The following is a 23,051-nucleotide window of genomic DNA, read 5'->3' on the forward strand; positions in this document are numbered from 1 at the left end:
TCGCGGCTCACGCGCCGAATACCCGCTCCACCACCGCCTTCGCCCGGCGCGTCACCCGCATGTAGTTGTCCAGGAATTCGCTGCCGTCGTCGTTCGGCCAGCCCGCCACCTTGGCGACCGCCGAGAGCAGCCGCCCGGGACCGGGCAGTTGATCGGCCGGTTTGCCGCGCACCAGCACCAGCGCGTTGCGCGCCTTCGTCGCGGTGAGCCAGGATTCCCGCAGCAGCGCGACATCCTCGGCGGTGAGCAGTTCGGTCCGCTCGATCACATCCAGCGATTCCAGCGTCGACGTATTGTGCAGCGCGGGCACATCGTGCGCGTGCCGCAGCTGCAGCAACTGCACGGTCCACTCGATATCGGCGAGCCCGCCGCGGCCCAGTTTGGTGTGCGTCGCCGGATTCGCCCCGCGCGGCAGGCGTTCCGAATCCACCCGGGCCTTGATCCGGCGGATCTCGCGCACCGCGTCGGCCGAAACGCCGCCCTCCGGATAGCGCACCTTGTCGATGACGTGCAGGAAGCGCAGCCCGAGCTGCTGATCGCCCGCCACCTGGTGGGCGCGCAGCAGCGCCTGCACCTCCCACGGCTGCGCCCACTGCTCGTAATAGGCCTGGTACGCGGCCAAAGTCCGGACCAGCGCACCGTTTCGGCCCTCGGGCCGCAGCCCGGCGTCGACGTGCAGCGGCGGATCGGTGCTCGGCGCGCCGAGCATCCGCTGCACCCGCTCGGCGACGCCGATCGCCCATTTGACGGCCTTGGTCTCGTCCTCGCCGGGCCGCGGATCGCAGACGAACAGCACGTCGGCGTCGGAACCGTAGCCGAGTTCCATGCCGCCGAGCCTGCCCATGCCGATCACCGCGAGATCGGCGGGCGCCTGCGCGCCCAGTTCGGCCTCGGTGGACCGGATCACCGCCTGCAGCGACGCCTCCAGCACCGCGACCCACACCGAGGACAGTGCCCCGCACACCGCGGGCACGTCGAGCATGCCGAGCAGATCCGCGGAGGCGACCCGGGCCAGTTCGTGTCTGCGCAGCGAACGGGCCGCCGCGACAGCGCGATTCGGATCCTCGTAGCGGGCGGCGGCGGTGAGGATGCCGCTCGCGACATCCTCGGGGCGCGGGCTCAGCAGCAGCGGGCCGCCGGGTCCGTCGGCGTACATGCGGATGGTGTCGGGCGCGTTGATCAGCAGGTCCGGCAGGTACTCCGAGGAGCCGAGCACGATCATCAGCCGCTGCGCGATGGCGCCCTCGTCACGCAGTTCGCGCAGGAACCAGATCTGGTCGTCGAGACCCTCGGACACCCTGCGATACGCGAGCAGCCCGGCATCGGGATTCGGTGTGTCGCCGAGCCATTCGAGCAGGGTCGGCAGCAGCAGCGCCTGTATGCGCCCCTTGCGCGACACCCCGCCGGTGAGCGCCTTCAGGTGCCCGAGCGCGTTTTCCGGCGCGGCGTAGCCGAGCGCCGCCAGCTGACGCACGGCCGCGTCGGGGCTGAGCCGCAGCGCGTCCGGATCCAGCCGCACCACCGATTCCAGCAGCGGCCGGTAGAACAGCTTCGCGTGTAATCGCCGCACCCGCACCGCATTACGGCGGATCTCGGCGGCGAGCACGCCGACCGCATCCTGCCTGCCGTCCGGCCGGATATGCGCGGCGCGGGCCAGCCAGCGCATACCCTCCTCGTCGTCGGCGGCGGGCAGTGTGTGCGTTCTCTTCAACCGCTGCAACTGCAACCGGTGTTCGAGCAGGCGCAGGAATTCGTAGGAGGCGGTGAGGTTCGCGGCGTCGTCGCGGCCGACGTAACCGCCCGCGGCCAGCGCGGTGAGCGCCTCGACGGTGCCCTGCACATGCAGCGTCTCGTCGACCCGGCCGTGCACCAATTGCAATAGCTGCACCGCGAATTCGACATCGCGCAGGCTACCGTGCCCGAGTTTCAGCTCGCGCTCGCGCAATTCGGCGGGCACCAGATCCTCCACCCGCCTGCGCATGGCCTGCACGTCGGCGACGAAGTCCGGGCGTTCGGACGCGGCCCACACCATCGGCATGATCGCGTCGCGGTACTGCTCGCCCAATGTGATATCGCCGGTCATCGGCCGGTTCTTCAGCAGTGCCTGGAATTCCCAGGTCCGCGCCCACCGCCGGTAGTACGCCAGATGCGATTCCAGCGTGCGCACCAGCGCACCCGCCTTGCCCTCCGGCCGCAGCGCCGCGTCCACCTCGAAGAAGGCCGCGCTCGCCACGCTCATCATCTCGGCGGCCAGCCGGGTCGCGGTGGCGTCGGCGGGTTCGGCGACGAACACCACGTCGACATCGCTGACGTAGTTGAGTTCGCGCGCACCGCTTTTGCCCATGGCGATCACCGCGAGCCGCACCGGGCACGGCCCACTCTTGCACACCCGCGCGATCGCGACGGCGAGCGCCGCGGTGAGCGCGGCGTCGGCCAGGTCGGTCAGGTGGCGGCCGACCACCTGATACGGCAGCACCGGCTCGTTCTCCACGGTGGCCGCCAGGTCGAGCGCGGCGAGCAGCATCAGCTGATCGCGATACCGCTTGCGCAGCAACGGAACAGCCTCGGGCCCGGCGACCGTCGCGCGGAACAGGTTGGGCCCCGCGTACGGACCGTTCTCCGGAACCGCGTCCACCGCGTCCAGCAGTTCGGCGAATATCTCGTCACGCGTCGGCAAACCCTTGCGCCGCAATAGTTCCCAGGACCTCGGCGTGGCGACGAGATGATCGGCGAACGCACTCGACGAACCGAGCAGCGCGAAAAGCCTGCCACGCAACGACGTATCGGTGCGCAGCACGGAATCCAAGGCCGCCCAGTCGGTTCCGAGTCCTTCCCGCAGTTTGACCAGCGTGCTCAGCGCCAGATCGGCGTCGGGCGCGCGGGATAGCGCCCAGAGGACGGGAACGCTTTCGACGTTGTCCCAGGCCAATTCGCGTAACGAATCGGCGGCCGACGGCTCGAGCAATCCGAGTCGACCGACACCTGGAACAGCGGAGCGGGCAGACGGTGGCCGGACCATAAAGTTCAAATTACCTGTCATTGACCAACGACATGCCCAGGGCACCCGCAACTGTGACATTATGCGCATACCGCCCAGGCGGGCGGTATGCGCATCCGCTCTTAAAGCCCCAGGTATTCCTTGAGCTCATACGGCGTCACCTGGCTGCGGTAATCGGCCCATTCCCGGCGCTTGTTGCGCAGGAAGAAGTCGAAGACGTGCTCGCCGAGCGTCTCGGCCACCAGCTCCGAGCGCTCCATCGCCTGCAGCGCCTCGTCCAGCGTGCCGGGCAGCTCGCGGAAGCCCATGGCGCGCCGCTCGGCGGCGGTGAGCGACCACACGTCGTCCTCGGCCTCCGGCGGCAGCGTGTAACCCTTCTCGATACCGCGCAGACCGGCCGCGAGCAGCACCGCGAAGGTCAGGTACGGGTTGCACGCGGAATCTGGGCTGCGGATCTCGACCCGGCGCGAGGACGACTTGTTCGGCGTGTACATCGGCACCCGGACCAGCGCCGACCGGTTCGACCGGCCCCACGAGGCGGCCGTCGGCGCCTCGCCGCCGTGGATCAGCCGCTTGTAGGAGTTCACCCACTGGTTGGTGATCGCGCTGATCTCCGGCGCGTGCTCCAGAATGCCCGCGATGAACGCGCGCGCCGTCTCCGACAGGTTGATCGGATCGTCCGGATCGTGGAAGGCGTTCGCCTCACCCTCGAACAGGCTCATATGCGTATGCATGGCCGAACCCGGATATTCGGCGAACGGCTTGGGCATGAACGTCGCGCGCACACCCTCGTCGATGGCCACTTCCTTGATCAGGTAGCGGAAGGTCATCACGTTGTCGGCCATGGACAGCGCGTCGGCGTAGCGTAGGTCGATCTCCTGCTGGCCGGGCGCGCCCTCGTGGTGGCTGAACTCCACCGAGATGCCCATCGATTCGAGCGCGTCGATGGCGTGGCGGCGGAAGTTCGGCGCGGCGTCGTGCACGGCCTGGTCGAAGAAGCCGCCGTTATCGGCCGGGGTCGGCCGCGAGCCGTCCAGCGGACCGTTCTCCAGCAGGAAGAATTCGATCTCCGGATGCACATAGCAGCTGAAGCCCACATCGCCCGCCTTGTTCAGCTGACGGCGCAGCACGTGGCGCGGGTCGGCCCAGGACGGGGAGCCGTCGGGCATGGTGATATCGCAGAACATCCGCGCGGAGTGCTGGTGGCCCTTGCTGGTGGCCCACGGCAGCACCTGGAAGGTGGACGGATCCGGGCGGGCGACCATATCGGCCTCGGAGACCCGGGCGAAGCCCTCGATGGCCGATCCGTCGAAGCCGATACCCTCTTCGAAGGCGCCCTCCAGTTCCGCGGGGGCGATGGCAACGGACTTCAGGTAACCAAGCACGTCGGTGAACCAGAGCCGCACGAAGCGGATATCCCGCTCTTCGAGCGTCCGCAGCACGAATTCCTTCTGGCGATCCATGTCCGCGAGCGTAGGTGCGCGGCGTTAAATCCGTGTTACATACGGAGTCCGGATTACGCCCGCGCGTTTCATCCGCATGTGAGATTCGGGGCGGGGGCCTTCAGCGACACCAGATAGTCGAAAACCGCGCTGTCGACGCATTGTTCGCCGGCCACCAGCGCGACGGTATGCCTGCTCCCCTTGTAGGTGATGAGCGAGGCCCCCAACTGCCCGGCCAGGTCGACACCGGCCTGGTACGGGGTCGCCGGATCCTCGGTGGTCGACACCACCACCGTCTTCGGCAGGCCGGGCGCCGAAATATGGTGTGGCACAGTGGTATTCGGCACCGGCCAGGTGGCGCACAGCTCCAGCGCCGAGACGCCGGTGCCGCGCCCGTCGTCGGCGAACGGCGCGGCGCGCCGCGCATCGGCGTCCTGCCTGGCGACCACCGCCCGATCGGTGACGCGCGGATCGTCGACGCAGCGGATGGCGTTGAACGCGTCGATCCGGTTGCTGTAGGTGCCGTCGTCGCGACGCGCCTCATACATGTCGGCGAACCGCAGCAGGGTGTCGCCGCGGCCGTCGCGCAATTCCGCGAGCCCGAGGGTGAGACCGGGCCACAGCTCGTCGGAGTAGAGCGCCTGCCGCACGCCGGTGATGGCGTCGTCGTAGCCGAGCCCGCGCTGGTCGGACGTCGGAACCCGCTTGTCCCACAGTGGATTCAGCAGTTCCCGGAATCGGGCGGTCGCCGCGGCGGGGTCGGTGCCGAGCGGGCAGTCCGCACGTTTGGCGCAGTCGGCGCTGTAGGCGTTGAAGGCGGTCTGGAAGCCCGCGGCCTGGCGCAGCGATTCGGCCACCGGATCCTGTGTCGGATCGATCGCGCCGTCGAGCACCATCGCCCGCACCCGCGTCGGGAATTTCTCGGCATACGCCGAACCGAGCCGGGTTCCATAGGAATAGCCGAGATAGGTGAGTTTCGGATCACCGAGCACCGCCCGCAGCACATCCATATCCTGCGCGACCTCCTTGGTCCCCACATGGGCCAGGAAATTCAGGCCGCTGCGCTGCACGCAGCGATCGGCATATCGCTTGTTCTCGGCCTCGATATCGGCGATGCCCTGCGGCGAATTGTCCTTCGGCGGTTCGCTGCGCTCCGCGTCGTTCTCCTGCGCGGTCTGACACAGGATCGCCGGGGTGGACGCGCCGACGCCGCGCGGATCGAAGCCGACCCGGTCGAAACGTTCGGCCAGCGGCGTGCGCCCGCCGAGCGCCGACATCGCCAGCCCCGCCTCACCCGGCCCGCCCGGATTCATCAGCAGCGAGCCGATCTTCTTGCCGGTCGCCCGCAGCCGCGACACCGCGATCTGCGCGGTCGGGCCGTCCGGTGCGGCGTAGTCGATCGGCACCGCGACCCGGGCGCATTCGGTGGCGGGCGCGAATCGGGTCGAACCGTCGGTGAATCCGGCGCAATCACCCCAGTGCACCGTCTGCGCGTAGAACTTCTCCAGTCCCGCGGGTGCGGGCGGCATCGGATCGCCCGTGCTCGCACAACCCGCGACCAGCGCCAGCACCGCGACCCCGAACACACCCATCCGCACCGACGACATGGCAAAGATATTGCACCATCCCCCTGTGACCAATAGCACCGGTCACGGCCCTTAATCCGGCCGTCATCGGGCTGGCAGACTGAATGCGTCAGACAAACCCGGGGACCCGTTACGGGCCCCGAGGCATTCGACGAAAGGGACGATGATGTCCGTATCCGATACGGAAACCCCTGCTTACGGCGCTGCGCCCAGTACGGCCGGTCCGACCGCGAAGGCGGCCAGGCGCAAGACCCGGGTGCAGCACCTGCAGGAGATGAAGTCCGCGGGCAAGAAGTGGGCCATGCTCACGGCCTACGACTACTCCTCGGCGCGGCTGTTCGAGGAGGCCGGTATCCCGGTGCTGCTGGTCGGCGATTCGGCGGCCAATGTGGTGTACGGCTACGACACCACCGTGCCGATCACGGTGGACGAGCTGCTGCCGCTGGTCCGCGGCGTGGTGCGGGGCGCGCCGCATGCGCTGGTGGTGGCCGACCTGCCCTTCGGCACCTATGAAGGCGGTGCACAGCAGGCGCTGGCCACCGCCACCCGGTTCATGAAGGAAGGCCAGGCGCACGCGATCAAGCTGGAGGGCGGCGAGCGCGTCGCCGAGCAGATCGCGCTGCTCACCAGCTCAGGCATCCCCGTGATGGCGCATCTCGGCTTCACACCGCAGAGCGTCAACACCCTCGGCGGATTCCGGGTGCAGGGTCGCGGCGACGCCGCCGAACAGCTCATCGCCGACGCCATCGCGGTGCAGGAGGCCGGTGCGTTCTCGGTGGTGATGGAGATGGTTCCGGCCGAGTTGGCCGGTCAGATCACCCGCAAGCTCACCATTCCCACCGTCGGCATCGGCGCAGGCCGGGATTGCGATGCCCAGGTGCTGGTCTGGCAGGACATGGCGGGCTACACCAGCGGCAAGACCGCCAGGTTCGTCAAGCGTTTCGGCAATGTCGGCGACGAATTGCGTACCGCGGCGGCACTTTACGCCGACGAGGTGCGCCGGGGCGTCTTCCCCGGACCCGAGCACACCTTCTGATCCGTGACGGACGACCGGGCGGCGAATGCTCCCGTTTCGCTGCTCGGCCAACCGATCGATCCGCTGATCGATTGGGCGGCAACCGAACTCGCGCGGTTGGGAATCGAAATCACCGGCCCCGCAACGGAAATCCGCCGCCGCGACTGGTCGCTGCTGGCCCGCATCCCCACCGATGCGGGCCAGGTGTGGGTGAAGGCGAACGCGCGCGCCTTCGCCCACGAGGGTCCGCTGCTGTCCGCACTGGCCCGGCTGCGACCCGGCAGCGTGCTGGAACCCCTTGCCGTTCAACCCGATCGCGGTTGGCTGCTCAGCCCGGACGGCGGCGTGACGGCCCGCGACAGCCCGGCCGAATGGGCCGCGCTGATCGACTCCTACGTCGATCTGCAGCACGCCGCCGCAAGCCACCTGGACGAGCTGCGCGCCACCGGCATCCCCGATCTCGCGCCGCCACAACTGATCACGGTCTATCGGCACTTCGAATCTCGGATACCCGGCCTCGGCCCGCGGATCGCCGAATCCGCCGCCGCCCTGGCCGAATTCGGCAGGCTGAGCGTCGAACACAACGATCTGCACACCGGCAATGTGTTCGCGGACCGCGGCCTGATCTTCGACTGGGGCGACGCGGTGCTCACCCACCCCTTCCTGTCCCATCGCACCCTGCGCGGTCCGCACCGGAACCGCTATCTCGACCGGTGGCGCGAGTACGGTCCGGTCTCGTCCACCGAGGTGGCGTTGGCCGATCGCCTCGCCCCGCTGGTCGTGCTCAATTCCTGGCGCACGATCGACGCGTCGGCGCCGGAGTGGGCCAGGGTGCTGCGCGAGTTGCTCGACGAGGTTCGCGACGGCTTCGGCTGACGATCCCCAAAGTTCGCCCGCGACCCGTCCGGGAAAAGGTGGCAGAGTAGATGCGGACAAACACGACTCGAGCATGAGGTGCCTATGCCGCAACGCCGTTGGATGCCCCGTAGCCTGCTGCTATTCGCGGGAGGATTGGTCGCGGTGACCGTCACCGCCTGCGGCAACTCCGCGAATCCCGCGCAGACCGGCAGCTCCGGCTCGACGACCTCCTCGGCGAGCCCGTCGAAGCCGGCCGGCCCGGAGATCTCCGACCAGGCGGCCGCGCAACTGTGCGACATGATCCGTCCGGAGCTGTCCAACTGGCGGGTGCAGGGGCCGACCCTCGGCAAGATCGGCCTGAACGCGGCGGTGCACGAGTGGGCGCTGCGCAACGGCGCCATCAACGGTGCCGTGCTCGCCGATAAACCGATCATCGATCGGGTCACCACGAAAAGCTGTTCGGATGTCCGGGCGCAGGCCATCGACGCGCTGCAGATCCCGGACCTGGCCTCGGGATTGGCGTTTTGATGCGGATTCTCTACCCGGAACTCGAACCGTATGACACCGGCATGCTCGACGTCGGCGCGGGCGAGAAGGTGTATTGGGAGGTCAGCGGCAATCCGGCCGGTAAACCGGTGATCTTCGTGCACGGCGGCCCCGGCGGCGGCACCGAACCGTTCCACCGGCGGTTCTTCGATCCGAAGCGCTACCGGATCGTGCTGTTCGACCAGCGCGGCTGCGGCAGATCCACCCCGCACATCGCCGACGGCGCGAGCCTGGACGCCAACAACACCCAGAACCTCATCGCCGATATGGAGCTGCTGCGCGAACACCTCGGCATCGAGCGCTGGCAGGTATTCGGCGGCTCCTGGGGTTCCACGCTGGGCCTGGCCTACGCGCAAACCCATCCGGAGCGCGTCACCGAGTTGGTGTTGCGCGGCATATTCCTGTTGCGCCGCAAGGAACTCGACTGGTTCTACAACGGCGGTATCGCCGCGCTGTTCCCCGACGAGTGGGAGAAGTACCTCGCGCCCGTACCCGCCGCCGAGCGCGACGGCGATCTCATCGAGGCATACCACCGCCTGCTGCACTCCCCCGACCCGGAGATAGCGCAGGAGGCCGCCATCACCTGGTCCGTCTACGAGGGTTCGACGAGTTCGCTGCTGCCCAAACCGAATCGGGTCAGCGAATCCGCCGAACCGCGGTTCGCACTCGCCTTCGCCCGCATCGAGAACCACTATTTCCGCAACGGCGGCTTTCTCGAGGAGGGGCAGCTGCTGCGCGATATCGGCAAGATCGCGCACATTCCGGCGGTGATCGTGCAGGGCCGCTACGACGTGGTCTGCCCGGCGACCAGCGCATGGGATCTGCATCGGGCCTGGCCCGGGTCGGTGTTGCATATCGTGCCCGACGCCGGGCACGCCTCCAACGAACCCGGCATCGTCGACCGCCTCGTCGAGGCCACCGACGGATTCGCGGAAGCGAGCTGACGATGGCAGCCACGGCCGGATCCGCGATCGTCAAGGCACTGCGCGACGATGTGGACCGGCTGCTGGCCGCCGAACCCGACGTGCGCGCCGACGCACCCGATTCCGTGCACCAGATGCGGGTGGCCACCCGCCGGCTGCGCAGCGTATTGCGCTCGTACCGAAGCCTTTTCGATGCCGCGCCGGTCGCCGATGTGCAGGAGGAGCTGAAGTGGCTGGCCGGTGTCCTCGGCGTCGCGCGCGACGCGGAGGTGCGCGCGGACCGCTTCGAGACCCTACTGGCCGAGAACACATCCGCCGGTGCGGCGGAATCCGCGCCGATCGAACATGTCACCGCCGACCTCGTCGAGGCCGAGCGGGCCAGGTACGCCTCGGCGCACGACCGGATCCGCGACGTCCTGCACAGCAGCCGCTATCACAAACTGCGCGGCGAACTCTCGGCTTGGCGCACCGCGCCGCCGCTGCGTCCCGACCGCGCCGGGCTACCGGCCGAGGAGGCCTTCGAACGGGTGCTGCGCAAGGATCTGAAACGGCTGCGCAGGCTGGTCTATGCCGAGCCGAGTGCTCCGGCCGCCGAGCGCATCGAGCTGCTGCACGATATCCGCAAGGGCGCCAAGCGGTTACGGTATTCCTGCGATGCCGCCGCGCATGTGCTCGGCCGCGACGCCGAGAAGCTGGGCGGCCAGGCCAAACAGCTGCAGGGCGTGCTCGGCGACCATCGCGACGCCGTCGAATCCCGCGATTCGCTGCTGACCACGGCCGAGCGGACCGATGCGCGGGATGAGGCGTCGATCTACGAAATACTGGCCGCCGCCGAGGATCTCGCCGCCGGGCAGGCGCTTGCCAGATATCCGTCGGCCGCGGCCTTCGTGTCGGGCCGCTAATCCCGTACCTGCGCGGGAAAGGCGAAGGTGACCTTTCGCGCTGTCGGATCGGCCGAAATCAACCGCACCCGAACCGATTCCCCTTCCGGTGGCCCGCCGACGCACGGGCCGAGCACCGGCGGATCGGCGACGAAGATCTCCGCGGGACGGTTGCCGTTGGCCTCCCGCACCACCACCGCGTCGAATTCGGCGCCCGCGCGGGAGGCGAGCAGCGTCGCCTCGGTGAGGTCGATGCATGCGCGCTCCACCTTGCCCGCCAAACCGTCGCTGCGCCGCATACTTTCCGTGATGGTCCCGAGCCCGTCCCGAACCCATTGCGGCACTTCGGTTCCCGCGCAGTGCGCGATACAGATCTCGGTGGCGAATCGATCCGCCAGCCGCCGCAGCGGCGCGGTGACGTGCGCGTAGGGCGCGCCGATCCCGCTGTGCCGCACCACATCCGGGTCCACCCCGGCCAGCGCACGATCGGAGGCGGGGCCGACGGGGTGGGTGAGCACGGTGTAGCCGGCGCCCCGCAGCAGGCCGGTGGCCTCGGACATGAGGACAAGCGCCGCAGGGGTATTCGGATCCAGCCCGGCCAGCATCCGTCCCACCGGCTGATCGTCCGGCCATGGCACGCCGAGCGCGTGCGCGGTCCGCCGCATCGATTCGATGGCCGCGTCGGCGGGCGGCGGCATGGTGCGCAGCAATCCGATGCGCTCACCGGAACCGTTGCCGTCCAACATGATTCGCGCCGCACACATACCGGTGAGCAGCGAAACCTGTTCGTTCCAGTCGTCGGCGGCGGTGCGCGGCTCCACCACCAGCCGCCAATGTCCCTCGGCCGAGTCGTCGCGCACCACGCTCTGCGCGGGCAACCGCAAACCGATCGCGCCGCGGGCCAGCCCGGCCTCGATGCGCCGCTTGCCGAATTCCGGCAGGGCCGCGATCGATGGATGCAGCGCCCGCCCGGCGTCCACGGCGGCCTGCACCCGCTGATAATCGAGCCGGGCCCGCGATCGGACGGTGGCGCGTACCACCGAAAACCGTTGCGGCTCAGCATTTTCGTCGAGTTCAATGGTCCACAGCGCGGCCGGGCGCACCTGATCGGGCAGTAGGCTCGCCGAACCCTCCGAGAGCACCGGCGGATGCAGCGGCACCGTGCCGTCGGGCAGATAGTAGGTCTGGCCGCGCGCGCCCGACTCCTTCGCCAGCGCGCCGCCGGGTTCGATCACCGCACCCACATCGGCGATCGCGTAATGCAGCAGGAATCCGGTGCCGGTGCGTTCGAGATACAGCGCCTGGTCCAGATCCATGGCGCCGGGCGGATCGATCGTCACGAACGGGATGTCCGTGCGATCGATCCGGGCGCCCGCGAACGCGTCGACCGCGTCGCGGGCCTCGGCACTCGCCTCGGCGGGATATGCCGAGGCGAGGCCGAATTCGGAACGGATGGCGCCGAAATCCACCGGCGCCGAGACGATCCGCTGATGTAGTTCCACGGAGTCCGAACTACTGAAGTGCCAGCATGGTGCCGTTCAACTGATCGAACGGACCGTAGACGGTGAACGTGACCCGGCCGTTGGGAACCGAGGCCGAAACATCGGCCGCCGCGTCCAAAGCCGCCCCGAACGAGGGGGCGGACGGATGCGGCAGACCCGCGATCACCTGACCGAAGTGGGTCTGGTGCACCCAAACCGTGTCGGCCGGGCTGAGGTCGACCTGCACCCCACCCGGTAGCGGAGTAACCGCGACTGCACCGGCGGAACCGGCGCCCAGCATGCCGAAAAGCGAAGCGGCCCCGGCGATCAACGCACCGGCGACCAAGGAGCGAACTACCCGCATATGTGTTGAGACCTGCTTTCGGAGCGATCGAGATGTGAGTGGCCCGCTGCCGCCCGGCAACGGGCCTTGCCAACGGCGAATACTTTATGACGTCGCTCACGTTCTAGGCCAGTTACCCGGGAATCACGGTGCCGGCCCGGCGCGCCGGACACGGGCGGGCGCCGGTTGCTAGTGTGGCCGGACGGCGCGGGATACGTTCGCGGCCCGCGCATTCCGAAGTGTTCCCGTACGTCGACGAATTGGGAGTTCCACGCAGATGTCCTCGTTCCTTTACGACTTCCTTCTCCCCGTGCTCGGCGCCGATCAGGCCGCCTACTGGGCATCGGTTCTACTCATCGGACCTCTGTAGCTCGGCGCTTTCACCGTCCCGGTTCCGGTCGCCTCCCGTTAACCTCACGGGAGGCGACTTTCGTTCCGGCCCGCTAGCATCGCGCTCCGTGATACGAACCACCGCCGCAATCGCGGCCTGCGCCACCGCCTTTGCTCTGCTGCTCACCGGCTGCGGCAGCGACAAGGCGTCCAGTTCCGCCCCCGCGTCCGCGGCGACCACCTCGGCCAAGCCCGCCGCCCCGGCCGGAGTCGACAATATGAGGGCGGGCGCGTTCGTCGTCGCCTTCAAGAACGCTTTCCCGAAGTTGATCGTCGACAAGGACGAGACCAAGATCGCGAGTGTGCTCACGGATACCTGCACCGACATTAAAGCGGGCAAGCCGGAGGCCGAAGTGGTGAAGAACGTCGGCGCGCGCGCCAAGTCACCCAGCGCCGACCCCACACCCGAAGAGTCGCAGGCCATCTACCAGATGGCCAAGCTCATGTGCGGCTGATCGTCAGTTATCGCGCGGTATCTCCCGCCGCTGCGGCAGGTACTTCAGCACATATCCGATCGTGATCATCAATACGATCGCGATCACGGGAATCAGCACCGACATCGGTCCGGTCCTAACGTTGTCGCCGATACGACGTGCGGCGAGCGCCGCACCCGTATCGGTATACGCCGACCCTGTTACGCCTGTGTTCCGGTCGGGCCGGTCGCCTGCGTGTCGTCCGGGGATTTCGGCTGAGGCGCTTCGGTTTTCGGGCCGGCCGCGGGCAGGCTGTTGCGTTCCAGGAAGCGAAGCAACTCCACCGGGAACGGCAGCACCAGCGTCGAATTCTTTTCCGCCGCAACCTGAACCACGGTTTCCAGCAGACGCAGTTGCAGCGCCGCCGGTGTCTCCGCCATCTGCGCGGCGGCCCGCGACAGCATGTCCGACGCCTGCAGTTCACCCTCGGCGGAGATCACCCGGGCGCGCCGCTCCCGCTCCGCCTCGGCCTGCCGTGACATCGAGCGCTTCATCGTGTCCGGCAGCGCCACATCCTTGATCTCCACCCGGTCGATGTGCACGCCCCAGGCCAGGGCCGGGCTGTCGATCATGATCTCCAGGCCCTTGTTCAGTTCCTCACGGTTGGACAGCAGGTCGTCCAGGTCGCTCTTGCCGATGATCGAGCGCAGCGAGGTCTGCGCCACCTGCCCGACCGCGAACAGATAGTTCTCCACCTCCAGCACCGCGCGCTGCGGATCGATCACCCGGAAATACACCACCGCGTCCACCCGTACCGTGACGTTGTCCCGGGTGATGCCCTCCTGCGCCGGAACCGGCATGGTGACGATCCGCGTCGACACCTTCCGCATTTTGTCCACGAACGGAATCAGCAACCGCAGCCCGGGATCCCGCGTCGCGACCACCCGCCCGAACCGGAAAATCAACCCCTTCTCGTACTGTGCGACCACCCGCGCACTCGCCGCCGTCGCGATCCCGCCGCCAACCACGGCAATCCCCACGATGCTCGCCAGAAACTCCAGAATATCCATGGCGTCACTTCCATCTCGCTGTAATTCATGATTGCACCGAGACGCGGCCCGTGGCACCGATCTTCGCGGCCGGGAGGGGATTCACGCCACGCCGATGATCATCTCCCGTTCGCGGCGCGGATTGTTCATCCTGGATGGCTGATCGCGGCCGGTGAATACGAAACCCTTTCGCTCGTAGAGTTTTTCGGCGTGGCGGTTGTCCTTCAGCACCCAGAGGCGCAGTTCCCGGTGGCCGGTTTCGCGGGCGCGGGCGATCACCGCGTCGATGAGGTGGTCGGATGCGCCGGTGCCGCGGGCCACCGGATTCACCCACATCGAGACCAGCACCGGCAGGCCCTCCTGAATGAGCAATCCGGCACAGCCGACCGGGGATCGGTCGAGTTCGGCGACGAAGAGCTCACGGCCGCGATGCCAGTCGCGCCACTGTTCGTCGGTCCACTCCGCCGCGATGTCGTAGGTGGTGGCGAAGGTGCCCTGCGGCGAACCCCGCAAGGCGTCCAGCCGGATCTGCCGCGTGATCTTCCATTCGTCGACGGCCAGTCTGCGCACGATCATGATTTCGATCGTGCGCGGCTGCACCGGATCTCGGCAACAAGATCCGCTTCCCCGTGATGCGAACTACAGGCGGACGAGTTGGCCTGTAAGCCGGATCCTGTCCCCGGCCGAGCCGGGTGGCGACCATCCATCTGGACACACCGTCGCCGGGTGCCTCGAGCGGCCCACCCGCAGGCTCGGGCGAGCAGCCCTCGAACGCCTGCGCAGCCGCACCGCGAGCGATGCGACCTTCGACCTTGCTCCGGGCGGGGTTTACCTAGCCGCCCCGGTCACCCGGGGCGCTGGTGCGCTCTTACCGCACCGTTTCACCCTCACCACGCGACGCCGCACCTCTTGCGAGGTCCGCCGCCGCGGGCGGTCTGTTTTCTGTGGCACTGTCCCGCGGGTCACCCCGGGTTGCCGTTAGCAACCGCCCTGCTCTGTGGAGTCCGGACTTTCCTCGGCGGCGGGCGGCGGCACACAGGTGCCCGTTCCCAACGCCGCGGTCGCCCGGCCAACTCGTCCGCCGGTACAGGGTACCCGCTACCCTCGGGCGTCATGGAACGTGTCGAGGTCAGTTTTCCGTCGGGCGGCGAACAGTGCGCCGCTTGGCTGTATCCACCCGACGGCGTCCCCAAGCCCCGCCCACTCGTGGTGATGGGGCACGGTCTCGGGGGCAACCGTGAAATGGGCTTGGATCGTTACGCACGGCGCTTCGCCGCCGCCGGTATGGCCGTGCTGGTCTTCGATTACCGGCATTTCGGGGCCAGCCAGGGTTCCCCGCGCCAGCTGGTGCATATCGCGCGCCAGCGCGAGGACTGGCATGCGGCCATCGCGTACGCGCGCACCCTGCGCGGTATCGACGCGACCCGAATCGCGTTGTGGGGCACCTCGTTCGGCGGGGGGCACGTGCTATCGGTGGCGCCCGACGACGCCTACATCGCCGCCGTCGTCGCGCAGGTCCCGTTCACCAGCGGGTGGGCATCGGCGCTGGCGAAGGGCCCGATCAGCCTGACCAAGGTTTCCACGATCGCGGCCACCGATCTGCTGATCGGGCCGTTGCGGCGCAAGCCGGTTCGCATCCGGCTGGCCGGGCGCAAACGTTCGGCGGCGCTGATGAGCGCGTCGGATGTGCCGGAGGGTTACGGCAGGCTGGCCGAGGAGAGCCCGAGGTATGAGCCGAAAGTCGCTGCGCGGATCGCGTTTTCGGCGCTGTTCGACGCGCCGGGCCGCCGGGCGAAGGCGCTGAAGATGCCGGTGCTGTACGCGGTGGCCGACCATGATTCGATCGCGCCGGCCAAATCGGCGCTGCGGGCGGCCGAACGCACCAAGCACGCGATCGTGAAGCGTTATCCGGTGGGACATTTCGACGTCTACTTCGACGATCATTTCGAGCGGGCGGTCTACGACCAGATCGAATTCCTGGTCTCGGTGCTGCGCCCGTGAGATCGAGCTCGCGGCGCGCCGGGTATCCTGGGACCACCGGTCCGGCCTGTTCGTCGGCAGACCTCGTCGATGGCCCGATGCGCCGCGAAGCATCCCCGTATATGAATCTCGTTGTCCCCCAGCCTTTCGGGAAGGGTCTTCCCGTCCGCCGATGACCGCGGCGCGCCTCCGGACGCGTCCGGAGCTGCGTCGGCAGCGCCGCAGGCGGGCGCACGGCTGCTGGAATCATCTGATCGCCGCACCGCTGTGGCCCAAGCACGGCGTGAACCTGGGCACCCTGCTGCGCACCTGCGATGCCGTCGGCGCCTGTCTCGCGGTGCCGCGGCGGCCATGGATTCCGGATGCGCTCGCGCACGGAAACACCCTGCGGCACCGGCAATGCGTGCACTGGATCGACGGCCGGGTCGATCGCTGGCTGGATCGTCAGCGCGACGGCGGTTCGGCCGTGGTCGGCGTCGAACTCACCGACGAGTCCATCCGGCTGGCCGATCTGCCCCCGGCCCGTCGCCGCACGATCATGCTGCTCGGCCACGAATCCGACGGCATTCCGCCGGAGGGGCTCGAAAGGCTCGACGTCGCGGTGGAGATCCCGATGGTCGGCACCGGCCACAGCCTCAATGTCGCGGTGGCGGGTTCGCTGGTGCTCTACAAGCTGGCCGGTCTCTGCTGAATCCGCCTCGGCCGCATGGGCTTTGGTGCGTCATTCGGCAAGCAGTTCCCTCGGCAGTGCGGCGGCCCACCACCGCTGCACCCGTTGCGGCGTCCAGCCGCGTTCGTCGATGAACGTGCGATAGATATCGATATTGCACAGCGCGGCATAGATATCCAAGGCGGTGTCGAGGTCCAGCCCCTGGCGCAGGGTGCCTTTCGGCCAGGCGGCGAACACCTGACGGTGGGCGTCGTCGGCACGGTCGCGTGCCTCCCGATAGGCGTGTGCCAGTTCGGGTTCGGTGCGCCCGGCCTCGCGCAGCAGCACAATCACATCCCCGGAGCGTTCGTAAAGCCTGCGGTCGTAACCGGCCATCGCGGCCAACTGTTTAGCAGGATCGCCTGCGGCGGAATCCAATTCGCCGAGCATCCGATCCAGGTCCGCGGACAGATCGGCCGCATCGACCAGTGCGCGGGCGAGCCCTGCCTTATTGCCGTATGCGGCGTAGACGGTCGGCACGGAAACGCCTGCCGCCGTGGCTACCTCGCGAATGGTGGTGGCCGCCCAGCCGCGCGTGACGAACAACTCGCGCGCGGCATCGGCGATCGCCGCGCTGGTCTGCTGCGCCTGCGCCGCGCGACGTATCGAGTCGTAGCGCCGCCGCTCCTTCATCGTTCCCCTTTCAGTTTACACCTATTATATTGAATACATGGTTAGTAAAGCTCTTGGCGGGCCGACCTGGCCCTTCACTCGAATCGGCGGCATCGGAGCGATCGTCTTCGCCGCCGCCATCATCGGCATAAACCTCATCCTCTTCCCCGCCGGGCTGCCCGAGGGCCGCACCGGTATCGCCGATACGACAAGGTTTTTCGACGACAACGGCGAGGTCGTCCGATGGGCACTCGCGGCGACACCGGTCGCGTTCTTCGCCGTCGTCACCTTCGGCGCGGGTGCGTTCGCGGCACTGCGCGAGTTCGAGCGCGCCGACATCTCCGCCTGGTCGCTGGTCGGCCTCGCGGGCCTGATCCTGCAAACCGCGACCTTCACGGTGGTGAGCGCGCTGCGCCTGGCGCTCACCACGATTCCCGAACACACCTCGGCTACGGCGGCCGGTCTGTTCGCGCTGCACAATGCCGTGTTCAACCTCAACGGCACCTTCCTCGCGACGGCCATGATCGGACTTTCGATGGGCGGCCTGCGCGCCCGGCTCATCCAACCGTGGCATGCGGCACTCGGATTCATCGCCGCCGCACTGCAATTCACCTGGACGCTGCTCACCCCGTTGATGCTCGACCGGCCGAGTCCGCTCGCGCTGGTCGGACTGGTCGGGTGGCTCATTTGGACGGTGTGGCTGGTTGTCTACGGCATCACGCTGATCCGGTTGCGCGCCAACCGGCTTGCGGTCGCATCCTGAGCCGTGGGCGTAGATTGCGGACAAACGACATTTTCGGGAGTCCGCGATGATCGATCCACTTGCCCTGGAAGGGCGCCGAGAACAGTTGCTGGCGCGGCTGCGTGAATTGCGCGGTGAGCTGGCGGATTTGGCCGACGACTATGGTGAGCTGCCCGCCTCGGGTCTGCTGATCGATACCGACGGGATCGGCGCGCTCACCACCCCCGGTTACTGCATCGCGGGGGCACGTGAGGTGTTCGAGGAGGCGCTGCTCGAACTCGACGCGGCTGGCGACGCGCTCAACCGGGCCGCGACATACACGGGACGCTTACGTCCGGTCGTTTTCGACTGAGCGGATTTCGAAACCGGGTCGCGCAGCAGGCTTTCGCGGCAGCGTGCGGGATTTTTCGATTCATCGGGTTCCAGCCCGCATCCAGATTCGCGCCGTTAGCGTTTCGGCTGCTGCGATGGCCTCTGCACCGTTATTCGGCTTGGCCGCAGCACTGCGCCCCCCGAAGCCGTCGCAGTGATACGGTCCCGTGCCGGTCATCGTCGTAATCAGTTGCTCCCAAGTTGGATTCGCGAGCCACACCCTGAATTGACGCCGATCCCGTACCGCACCGGCGATGATGCACCGCAGCAGCAACCACCATGTATGAGCACTTCGGCAAATCGCCGAAAACCGATAGCCACCGATGGATTTGGTCCAGCCTGCGCACCGCGCCATTCGGTCAGCGCCCATCCCAGCGCCGATACCGGGCGCCCAGCCACAGAGGGAAGCTCGAACCCCGCACCGGCAGATCCGATTTCATAAAACCCCCGCCTTTTGCAGCCCGGTCAACCGGTAGCCAGGCCGAAGGCGCGGACGTCGAACGCCATATCCGGCTTCTCACTGCGGGCGGCATGCGACCACGCGCACCGCCGGTCTATCCCCGTAAGTTCGGTGACAATGGCGAATTCACCTGTACCGCAGTCGTTGTCGCGCTTAGAGATCGACTGCGGCACAGGGCATCGCTGTCACGAGAGATCGAACATCGCTGCCCACTGGAGGTTCCATGGCTTACACCACCCCGCCCCGGCCGGTCGACGTTGCGGCCGTACTCCCCGCGCTGGCACCGTTCGCTCGCACCGCGACCCGCCTGCACCCGCGCCCCGGAAACCCCTCGCCGCAGGACAGTTCGGTCGGCGGGCCGCTGCTGTGGCCGGCGGCCGAGCCGTGGCCGCACTGCGACGGCCCCCACGACTTGAACGCACTGGGTTCGCCCGCACCCCTGGCGGACGTGAGACTGATACGAGATGCCGCACGATCCGGCGGAACTATGACTCCGCAGGTGCGGGAGGCCTACGACCGCATTCATCCCCGGTGGCAGGATCGATCACCTGTCCCCCGACCGTATCCCGGTTCGATAGCGATGCTGCCGGTCGCGCAGCTGTACGCGCGTGACGTGCCCAATTTACCCGCGCCCGCGGGTGCGGACCTGCTGCAGGTGCTGTGGTGCCCGTTCGACCACCCCGAAGACGACGAATACATGCCCAAGACCGCACTGTTCTGGCGGTCCGCGGCCGAGGTCACCGACCTCCGCACCGATCCCCCACAACCGGCGGTAATCCAGACCGGGGACTATCTGCCTGAACCGTGCACGATCGCGCCGGAGCAGGTGATCGAATACCCCCGCTCGCTGGAACTCGACGACGACCTACGTGAACAGCTGAAACAGCTCACACAACACGCTGCCCGCCTAGGCGTCGAAGCGGATGACATCGCCGACGGCGTGATCGAAGAACTGTACAACTCGAATCTGGCGGTGGCACCGGGATGGAAGGTGGGCGGCTGGATCGGCTGGGGCACCACCGACCCGTACCCACAGCCATGTCCCACCTGCGGCACGCCCACCCGGCCGCTGCTGACCATCGCTACCTCCGAATGGGATTCGAGTCAGCACAGCTGGATCCCTTACGAGGATCGCGACACCGCAGTGGGCATCGGCTATCCAGACGGACCGGGTTACCCGACCAAGATTGTCATCGCACGCGGATACAACCAGATCATCAGCGTTTGCCCGGCCTCGTCCGACCACCCGCGGGTCCAACTGATGCAATAAGTCCGCACGCCGACGCTACGCCGATGCGCTGGTGACCCGGGCGAGTATCCGATGCACGAATTGCCCTACAGCGCTGGGGCTCAGCTCGGCGGCGGGTAGGCAGCGCTGACGGTTCAGCGCGGTGCGGATCAGCTCGCGGTCCGGCTGGGGCACACGATCCATTGCCCACCGACCGCCATCGATTTTGGATACGAATGTGCTGTCCACCGCGAATCGCCAAGCGCGGCAGGCATTCAACACCGCGTACTCGCCTGCGGCGTGCTCGGCGGCCCAATGCAGCTCACGCGCCAGCTGGGCGAGGACCAGTTCGGCGGCGACCGGAGCGAACACCTCGCTCGCAGGCCCACCTGATCCGGCGAGGCGTCCAGCCTGTTGGCATACGGCGAAATGCAGTACCAGATCCGGATCTCCCGCATGTTCATGGCCGTCGACTACTTTGCTGTCATCGGGTGCCGTCGTCACATGCAGCTCGAATCGCGGCCGAGCTGTCGGATTCCGGGTGACCGGAAGTGTGACGACGCTCAATTCCAGTCCGTGCGCCGGACAGGGCAGGCGTTCCTCGTTCAACCCGGCGGCGACGGCCGATCGCTCGGCCACCGTTAGCGAATTCGCGCACACGACAAGGACATCGATATCGCTGCGCCGCGCGTCGAAGCCGCCGAGCACCGCGGAGCCGTGCAGATAGACGCCCACCAGGCGCGAACCGAACACCGTCGCCATCGCGGATGCGACATCACCGGCGTAACGGTCCGAGGCGGCATCCATGCCGCAACTCTAGACACCGGCTCATTTCGCACGGCGCGTATGTCACCCGAGGACTCGTTGCCGCTCGGTAGTCGATATATCACCGGCTCATTTCGCACCGCACATATCACCCGAAGATCCGTTACCGTTCGCGGTGTCGATATCTCACCGGATCGACCCAATTCCCAGGCCTGGGAACAGAATTAGGTGATGACGGATCATATCTGCCTATGTTGTCGTTCGGAAATAATCCGAATGGACGCTCAAAGCGGATGTGGCACAACTGAATCGCGCGGCCTCGGCCCCCGACGACCAGGTCGTGAACATCCTGCACAGGCAAGAATCCAAAGGCGCGAGGGACGCGGTCAACTCCCGCTGCGGCTTCTGAGCAACGGACGGCGGGTTCGAAGCGCTGACGGCATGTGAGCATCAATCAACCGGACAGCGCTGTGCCGAGGCTGCGCTGTCCGGCCGATCGATCGGTGTCACTACATGGGCATATCGGGGAACATCATGTTCCACCAGTCGCGCAACATGTCCATCAACTGCATAAACATCGGTGACATCACAATCATCACCTCCTGACCATTTCCCGCCGGTCAGTTCTCGCGTACCCAGAGATCCAGTCCCTAGACCGACGCCAGCGGAGTGTCGTAATGCTTGACCGGCATCGAGTCGTAAATCCGCAGGCCGCGGGCGCCGAGTTGCGTTGCGGCGCGAGCCAACCCGGTGGGCAGGGCCGTGACCAGTCGTCCGGCTTGGATGAATGCCCACATGCCGAGGCGGGAGGTGGGCACGATCGTCGCGGCCGCCCGCGCGGCGAATATCCGGCTACGCCGGACAGATTCCGCCATCACCGCCTCGTAGACGGGCAGCGCGACGGTGTGGTCGCCACCGGCCGCGGCGAGTTCCCCGGCCAAGGTGTAGGCGCCGACGATCGCCAGGCTGGTGCTGCCGCCGACCACCGGACCGGGACAGTAGGCGGCATCGCCGACCAGCGTGACCCGGTCCCGGGACCAGCGGTCGAGCCGAAGCTGGGTGATCGAGTCGAAATAGAAGGCGGGCGTATCGTCGAGCACCGCGAGCCACCGGTCGACCTCGGGCGCCGAACCGGCGAATGCCTTGCGCACCAACCGCTTCTGCTGATCGATATCGCGGTGGTCGTAATCGAGCTCCCGTTCCGGCCGGAACAGGAAGATGATCCGGGAGTCGGTCAGGCATTGGGCGGTGTAGATCCCCGCGACCCGGCCGACCGCCAACCGCGCCTCGAACTCGCCGGGCACCGCGAGTTCGCGTGGCGCCGAGGCCACCGCGAGGTAGCCGCCCAGAAACCGTTCCGGCACCTGCCCGAAGACCAGCCGCCGGACATTCGAGCGCAGCCCGTCCGCGCCGACCACGAGATCGAATTCCCGCGGTTCGCTGTGCTCGAAGCTGACGCGGCCGTCCGCGGTGATCGCGGTGATGAAATCGCCGAACCGATACTCCACATCGTTTCGTGTTGCGTCGTAATAGATTTCGCTGAGATCGTCGCGCATGATCTCCACGTGCCGATCGGAGGCGACCCGGGCGAGCTTGGCCTGGTCCAAGCGCACCCGGCGGCTGCCCGTGTGCACGGTGAGGTAGTCGGTTCCGGTGGCGCGCTCCATGATTCGCGGCAGCACACCCATTTGTTCGGAGATCTGCACGGACGGCCGGAACAGGTCGACCGCGTGGCCACCGGTTTTGCGCAGTGTCTGCGCCTTTTCGACGACGGTTACGGTGAATCCGTACCGGGTGAGCCAGTAGGACAGGACGGGTCCGGCGATGCTGGCGCGGGAGACGAGGATTTGCATATTGCACTTCCTTTGCGAAAACCCGTTCACTGCAACAGTTTCCAGGCACGGCAAGAGATACCGCGCCAACGTTCGTCAGGCGATCGGAGTGTCGCAGCGAGCTGGGAATGTATATGTCGGAACCGGACTGGGATACGGACTATCGCCGGACATCATGTCGTCCCCCACCTCCTCGCCGCGGCAATCACCATGAAGGCACAAAGGGGAACCCGAAGACGGGCTGGCACCCCTCTCGTCAGAGCTTCGGCACTGCACGACGTATCCCGTTGCCGGGGAAGCCACTTCGGATAACCCCTTAATCCGGGGAGATCTGTCCTGACCCTGGGCGTCTCTCGACGTCGTCGGATCAGTGGCCTGTGTTCGTACAGGAGCCTCGCCTAGCGAGGTGCTGACCTGAAAATACTG

21 protein-coding genes, 1 other RNA gene and 1 riboswitch are annotated in these 23,051 nt (G+C 67.4%); of the genes, 11 read left to right on the top strand and 11 right to left on the bottom strand.

All coding sequences use genetic code 11. The annotated features are described in order from the left end of the window. Positions 1–7 precede the first annotated feature (7 nt). The 3 genes from LGY53_RS22780 to LGY53_RS22790 all read right to left on the bottom strand — a co-directional run bounded on the left by LGY53_RS22780 (position 8) and on the right by LGY53_RS22790 (position 6,047). On the bottom strand, positions 8–3,019 hold the full coding sequence (locus LGY53_RS22780) for a bifunctional [glutamine synthetase] adenylyltransferase/[glutamine synthetase]-adenylyl-L-tyrosine phosphorylase (RefSeq protein WP_225728719.1): 3,012 nt from the start codon (positions 3,017–3,019) through the stop codon (positions 8–10). Positions 3,020–3,120: 101 nt separating this feature from the next. Continuing rightward, positions 3,121–4,461 carry a glutamine synthetase family protein gene (locus LGY53_RS22785; protein ID WP_167473740.1) on the bottom strand — a complete coding sequence of 447 codons (1,341 nt, stop codon included), beginning with the start codon at positions 4,459–4,461 and terminating at the stop codon, positions 3,121–3,123. 68 nt (positions 4,462–4,529) lie between these two features. Beyond that, a complete protein-coding gene (locus LGY53_RS22790) occupies positions 4,530–6,047 on the bottom strand; it encodes an alpha/beta hydrolase (RefSeq protein ID WP_225728720.1) in 1,518 nt (505 codons plus the stop codon). Positions 6,048–6,192: 145 nt separating this feature from the next. On the opposite strand from LGY53_RS22790, the gene panB reads away from it, so the two are divergent. The 5 genes from panB to LGY53_RS22815 all read left to right on the top strand — a co-directional run bounded on the left by panB (position 6,193) and on the right by LGY53_RS22815 (position 10,270). Beyond that, positions 6,193–7,062 carry a 3-methyl-2-oxobutanoate hydroxymethyltransferase gene (gene panB, locus LGY53_RS22795; RefSeq protein WP_225728893.1) on the top strand — a complete coding sequence of 290 codons (870 nt, stop codon included), beginning with the start codon at positions 6,193–6,195 and terminating at the stop codon, positions 7,060–7,062. A gap of 3 nt (positions 7,063–7,065) precedes the next feature. After that, positions 7,066–7,917 carry a phosphotransferase gene (locus tag LGY53_RS22800; protein ID WP_225728721.1) on the top strand — a complete coding sequence of 284 codons (852 nt, stop codon included), beginning with the start codon at positions 7,066–7,068 and terminating at the stop codon, positions 7,915–7,917. Between the two features lie 144 nt (positions 7,918–8,061). Further along, complete coding sequence (locus LGY53_RS22805) at positions 8,062–8,427, top strand: hypothetical protein (RefSeq protein WP_225728722.1); 366 nt, start codon at positions 8,062–8,064, stop codon at positions 8,425–8,427. After that, positions 8,427–9,389 (top strand): prolyl aminopeptidase, encoded by a 963-nt coding sequence (pip, locus tag LGY53_RS22810; protein WP_225728723.1) that lies wholly within the window; start codon positions 8,427–8,429, stop codon positions 9,387–9,389. Before LGY53_RS22805 ends, pip begins: the two co-directional genes overlap by 1 nt. A 2-nt stretch (positions 9,390–9,391) precedes the next feature. Then, on the top strand, positions 9,392–10,270 hold the full coding sequence (locus tag LGY53_RS22815) for a CHAD domain-containing protein (protein ID WP_225728724.1): 879 nt from the start codon (positions 9,392–9,394) through the stop codon (positions 10,268–10,270). Here LGY53_RS22815 and LGY53_RS22820 read toward each other — a convergent pair. Together LGY53_RS22820 and LGY53_RS22825 are read right to left on the bottom strand one after the other, a co-directional pair. Then, positions 10,267–11,751, bottom strand: a complete 1,485-nt coding sequence (locus tag LGY53_RS22820; protein WP_225728725.1) for an RNB domain-containing ribonuclease — start codon at positions 11,749–11,751, stop codon at positions 10,267–10,269. The genes LGY53_RS22815 and LGY53_RS22820 overlap by 4 nt on opposite strands. A 10-nt stretch (positions 11,752–11,761) precedes the next feature. Further along, positions 11,762–12,094: a hypothetical protein gene (locus tag LGY53_RS22825; protein ID WP_167473734.1), complete on the bottom strand. Its 333-nt coding sequence runs from the start codon at positions 12,092–12,094 to the stop codon at positions 11,762–11,764. A 437-nt stretch (positions 12,095–12,531) separates the two neighbouring features. On the opposite strand from LGY53_RS22825, the gene LGY53_RS22830 reads away from it, so the two are divergent. Beyond that, complete coding sequence (locus LGY53_RS22830) at positions 12,532–12,918, top strand: hypothetical protein (protein ID WP_225728726.1); 387 nt, start codon at positions 12,532–12,534, stop codon at positions 12,916–12,918. A 179-nt stretch (positions 12,919–13,097) separates the two neighbouring features. Here the strand turns inward: LGY53_RS22830 and LGY53_RS22835 are convergent, their stop codons facing one another. The 3 genes from LGY53_RS22835 to rnpB all read right to left on the bottom strand — a co-directional run bounded on the left by LGY53_RS22835 (position 13,098) and on the right by rnpB (position 15,002). After that, positions 13,098–13,946 carry a slipin family protein gene (locus tag LGY53_RS22835; RefSeq protein WP_225728727.1) on the bottom strand — a complete coding sequence of 283 codons (849 nt, stop codon included), beginning with the start codon at positions 13,944–13,946 and terminating at the stop codon, positions 13,098–13,100. Between the two features lie 81 nt (positions 13,947–14,027). Then, the gene (locus LGY53_RS22840) at positions 14,028–14,501 is read right to left on the bottom strand and encodes a GNAT family N-acetyltransferase (protein WP_225728728.1); all 474 of its coding nucleotides are present in this window, start codon (positions 14,499–14,501) and stop codon (positions 14,028–14,030) included. 70 nt (positions 14,502–14,571) lie between these two features. After that, positions 14,572–15,002, bottom strand: an RNA gene (gene rnpB, locus LGY53_RS22845) — RNase P RNA component class A. A 36-nt stretch (positions 15,003–15,038) separates the two neighbouring features. On the opposite strand from rnpB, the gene LGY53_RS22850 reads away from it, so the two are divergent. Both LGY53_RS22850 and LGY53_RS22855 read left to right on the top strand, forming a co-directional pair. Next, positions 15,039–15,926 carry an alpha/beta hydrolase gene (locus LGY53_RS22850; protein WP_225728729.1) on the top strand — a complete coding sequence of 296 codons (888 nt, stop codon included), beginning with the start codon at positions 15,039–15,041 and terminating at the stop codon, positions 15,924–15,926. A gap of 151 nt (positions 15,927–16,077) precedes the next feature. Continuing rightward, on the top strand, positions 16,078–16,596 hold the full coding sequence (locus tag LGY53_RS22855; protein ID WP_225728730.1) for a TrmH family RNA methyltransferase: 519 nt from the start codon (positions 16,078–16,080) through the stop codon (positions 16,594–16,596). Between the two features lie 30 nt (positions 16,597–16,626). Here LGY53_RS22855 and LGY53_RS22860 read toward each other — a convergent pair whose 3' ends face one another. After that, the gene (locus LGY53_RS22860; protein ID WP_225728731.1) at positions 16,627–17,247 is read right to left on the bottom strand and encodes a TetR/AcrR family transcriptional regulator; all 621 of its coding nucleotides are present in this window, start codon (positions 17,245–17,247) and stop codon (positions 16,627–16,629) included. A gap of 37 nt (positions 17,248–17,284) precedes the next feature. Here LGY53_RS22860 and LGY53_RS22865 point away from each other — a divergent pair, with 37 nt between their 5' ends. From LGY53_RS22865 to LGY53_RS22875, 3 genes are all read left to right on the top strand, one after another. Continuing rightward, complete coding sequence (locus LGY53_RS22865; RefSeq protein WP_225728732.1) at positions 17,285–17,989, top strand: DUF4386 family protein; 705 nt, start codon at positions 17,285–17,287, stop codon at positions 17,987–17,989. A 46-nt stretch (positions 17,990–18,035) separates the two neighbouring features. Further along, positions 18,036–18,320 carry a hypothetical protein gene (locus LGY53_RS22870; RefSeq protein ID WP_225728733.1) on the top strand — a complete coding sequence of 95 codons (285 nt, stop codon included), beginning with the start codon at positions 18,036–18,038 and terminating at the stop codon, positions 18,318–18,320. A 703-nt stretch (positions 18,321–19,023) separates the two neighbouring features. Then, positions 19,024–20,070, top strand: coding sequence for a hypothetical protein (locus LGY53_RS22875; RefSeq protein WP_225728734.1), 1,047 nt, complete (start codon positions 19,024–19,026; stop codon positions 20,068–20,070). A gap of 15 nt (positions 20,071–20,085) precedes the next feature. Here the strand turns inward: LGY53_RS22875 and LGY53_RS22880 are convergent, their stop codons facing one another. Then, positions 20,086–20,835 (bottom strand): aminoglycoside adenylyltransferase domain-containing protein, encoded by a 750-nt coding sequence (locus LGY53_RS22880; RefSeq protein WP_225728735.1) that lies wholly within the window; start codon positions 20,833–20,835, stop codon positions 20,086–20,088. A gap of 608 nt (positions 20,836–21,443) precedes the next feature. Continuing rightward, the gene (locus LGY53_RS22885) at positions 21,444–22,646 is read right to left on the bottom strand and encodes an FAD-dependent monooxygenase (RefSeq protein ID WP_225728736.1); all 1,203 of its coding nucleotides are present in this window, start codon (positions 22,644–22,646) and stop codon (positions 21,444–21,446) included. A 220-nt stretch (positions 22,647–22,866) separates the two neighbouring features. After that, positions 22,867–23,038: riboswitch (M-box (ykoK) riboswitch) on the bottom strand. Positions 23,039–23,051 lie beyond the last annotated feature (13 nt).

The sequence above is a fragment of the Nocardia sp. JCM 34519.1 genome (genome assembly GCF_020361265.1).
GTDB classification, from domain to species: domain Bacteria; phylum Actinomycetota; class Actinomycetes; order Mycobacteriales; family Mycobacteriaceae; genus Nocardia; species Nocardia arthritidis_A.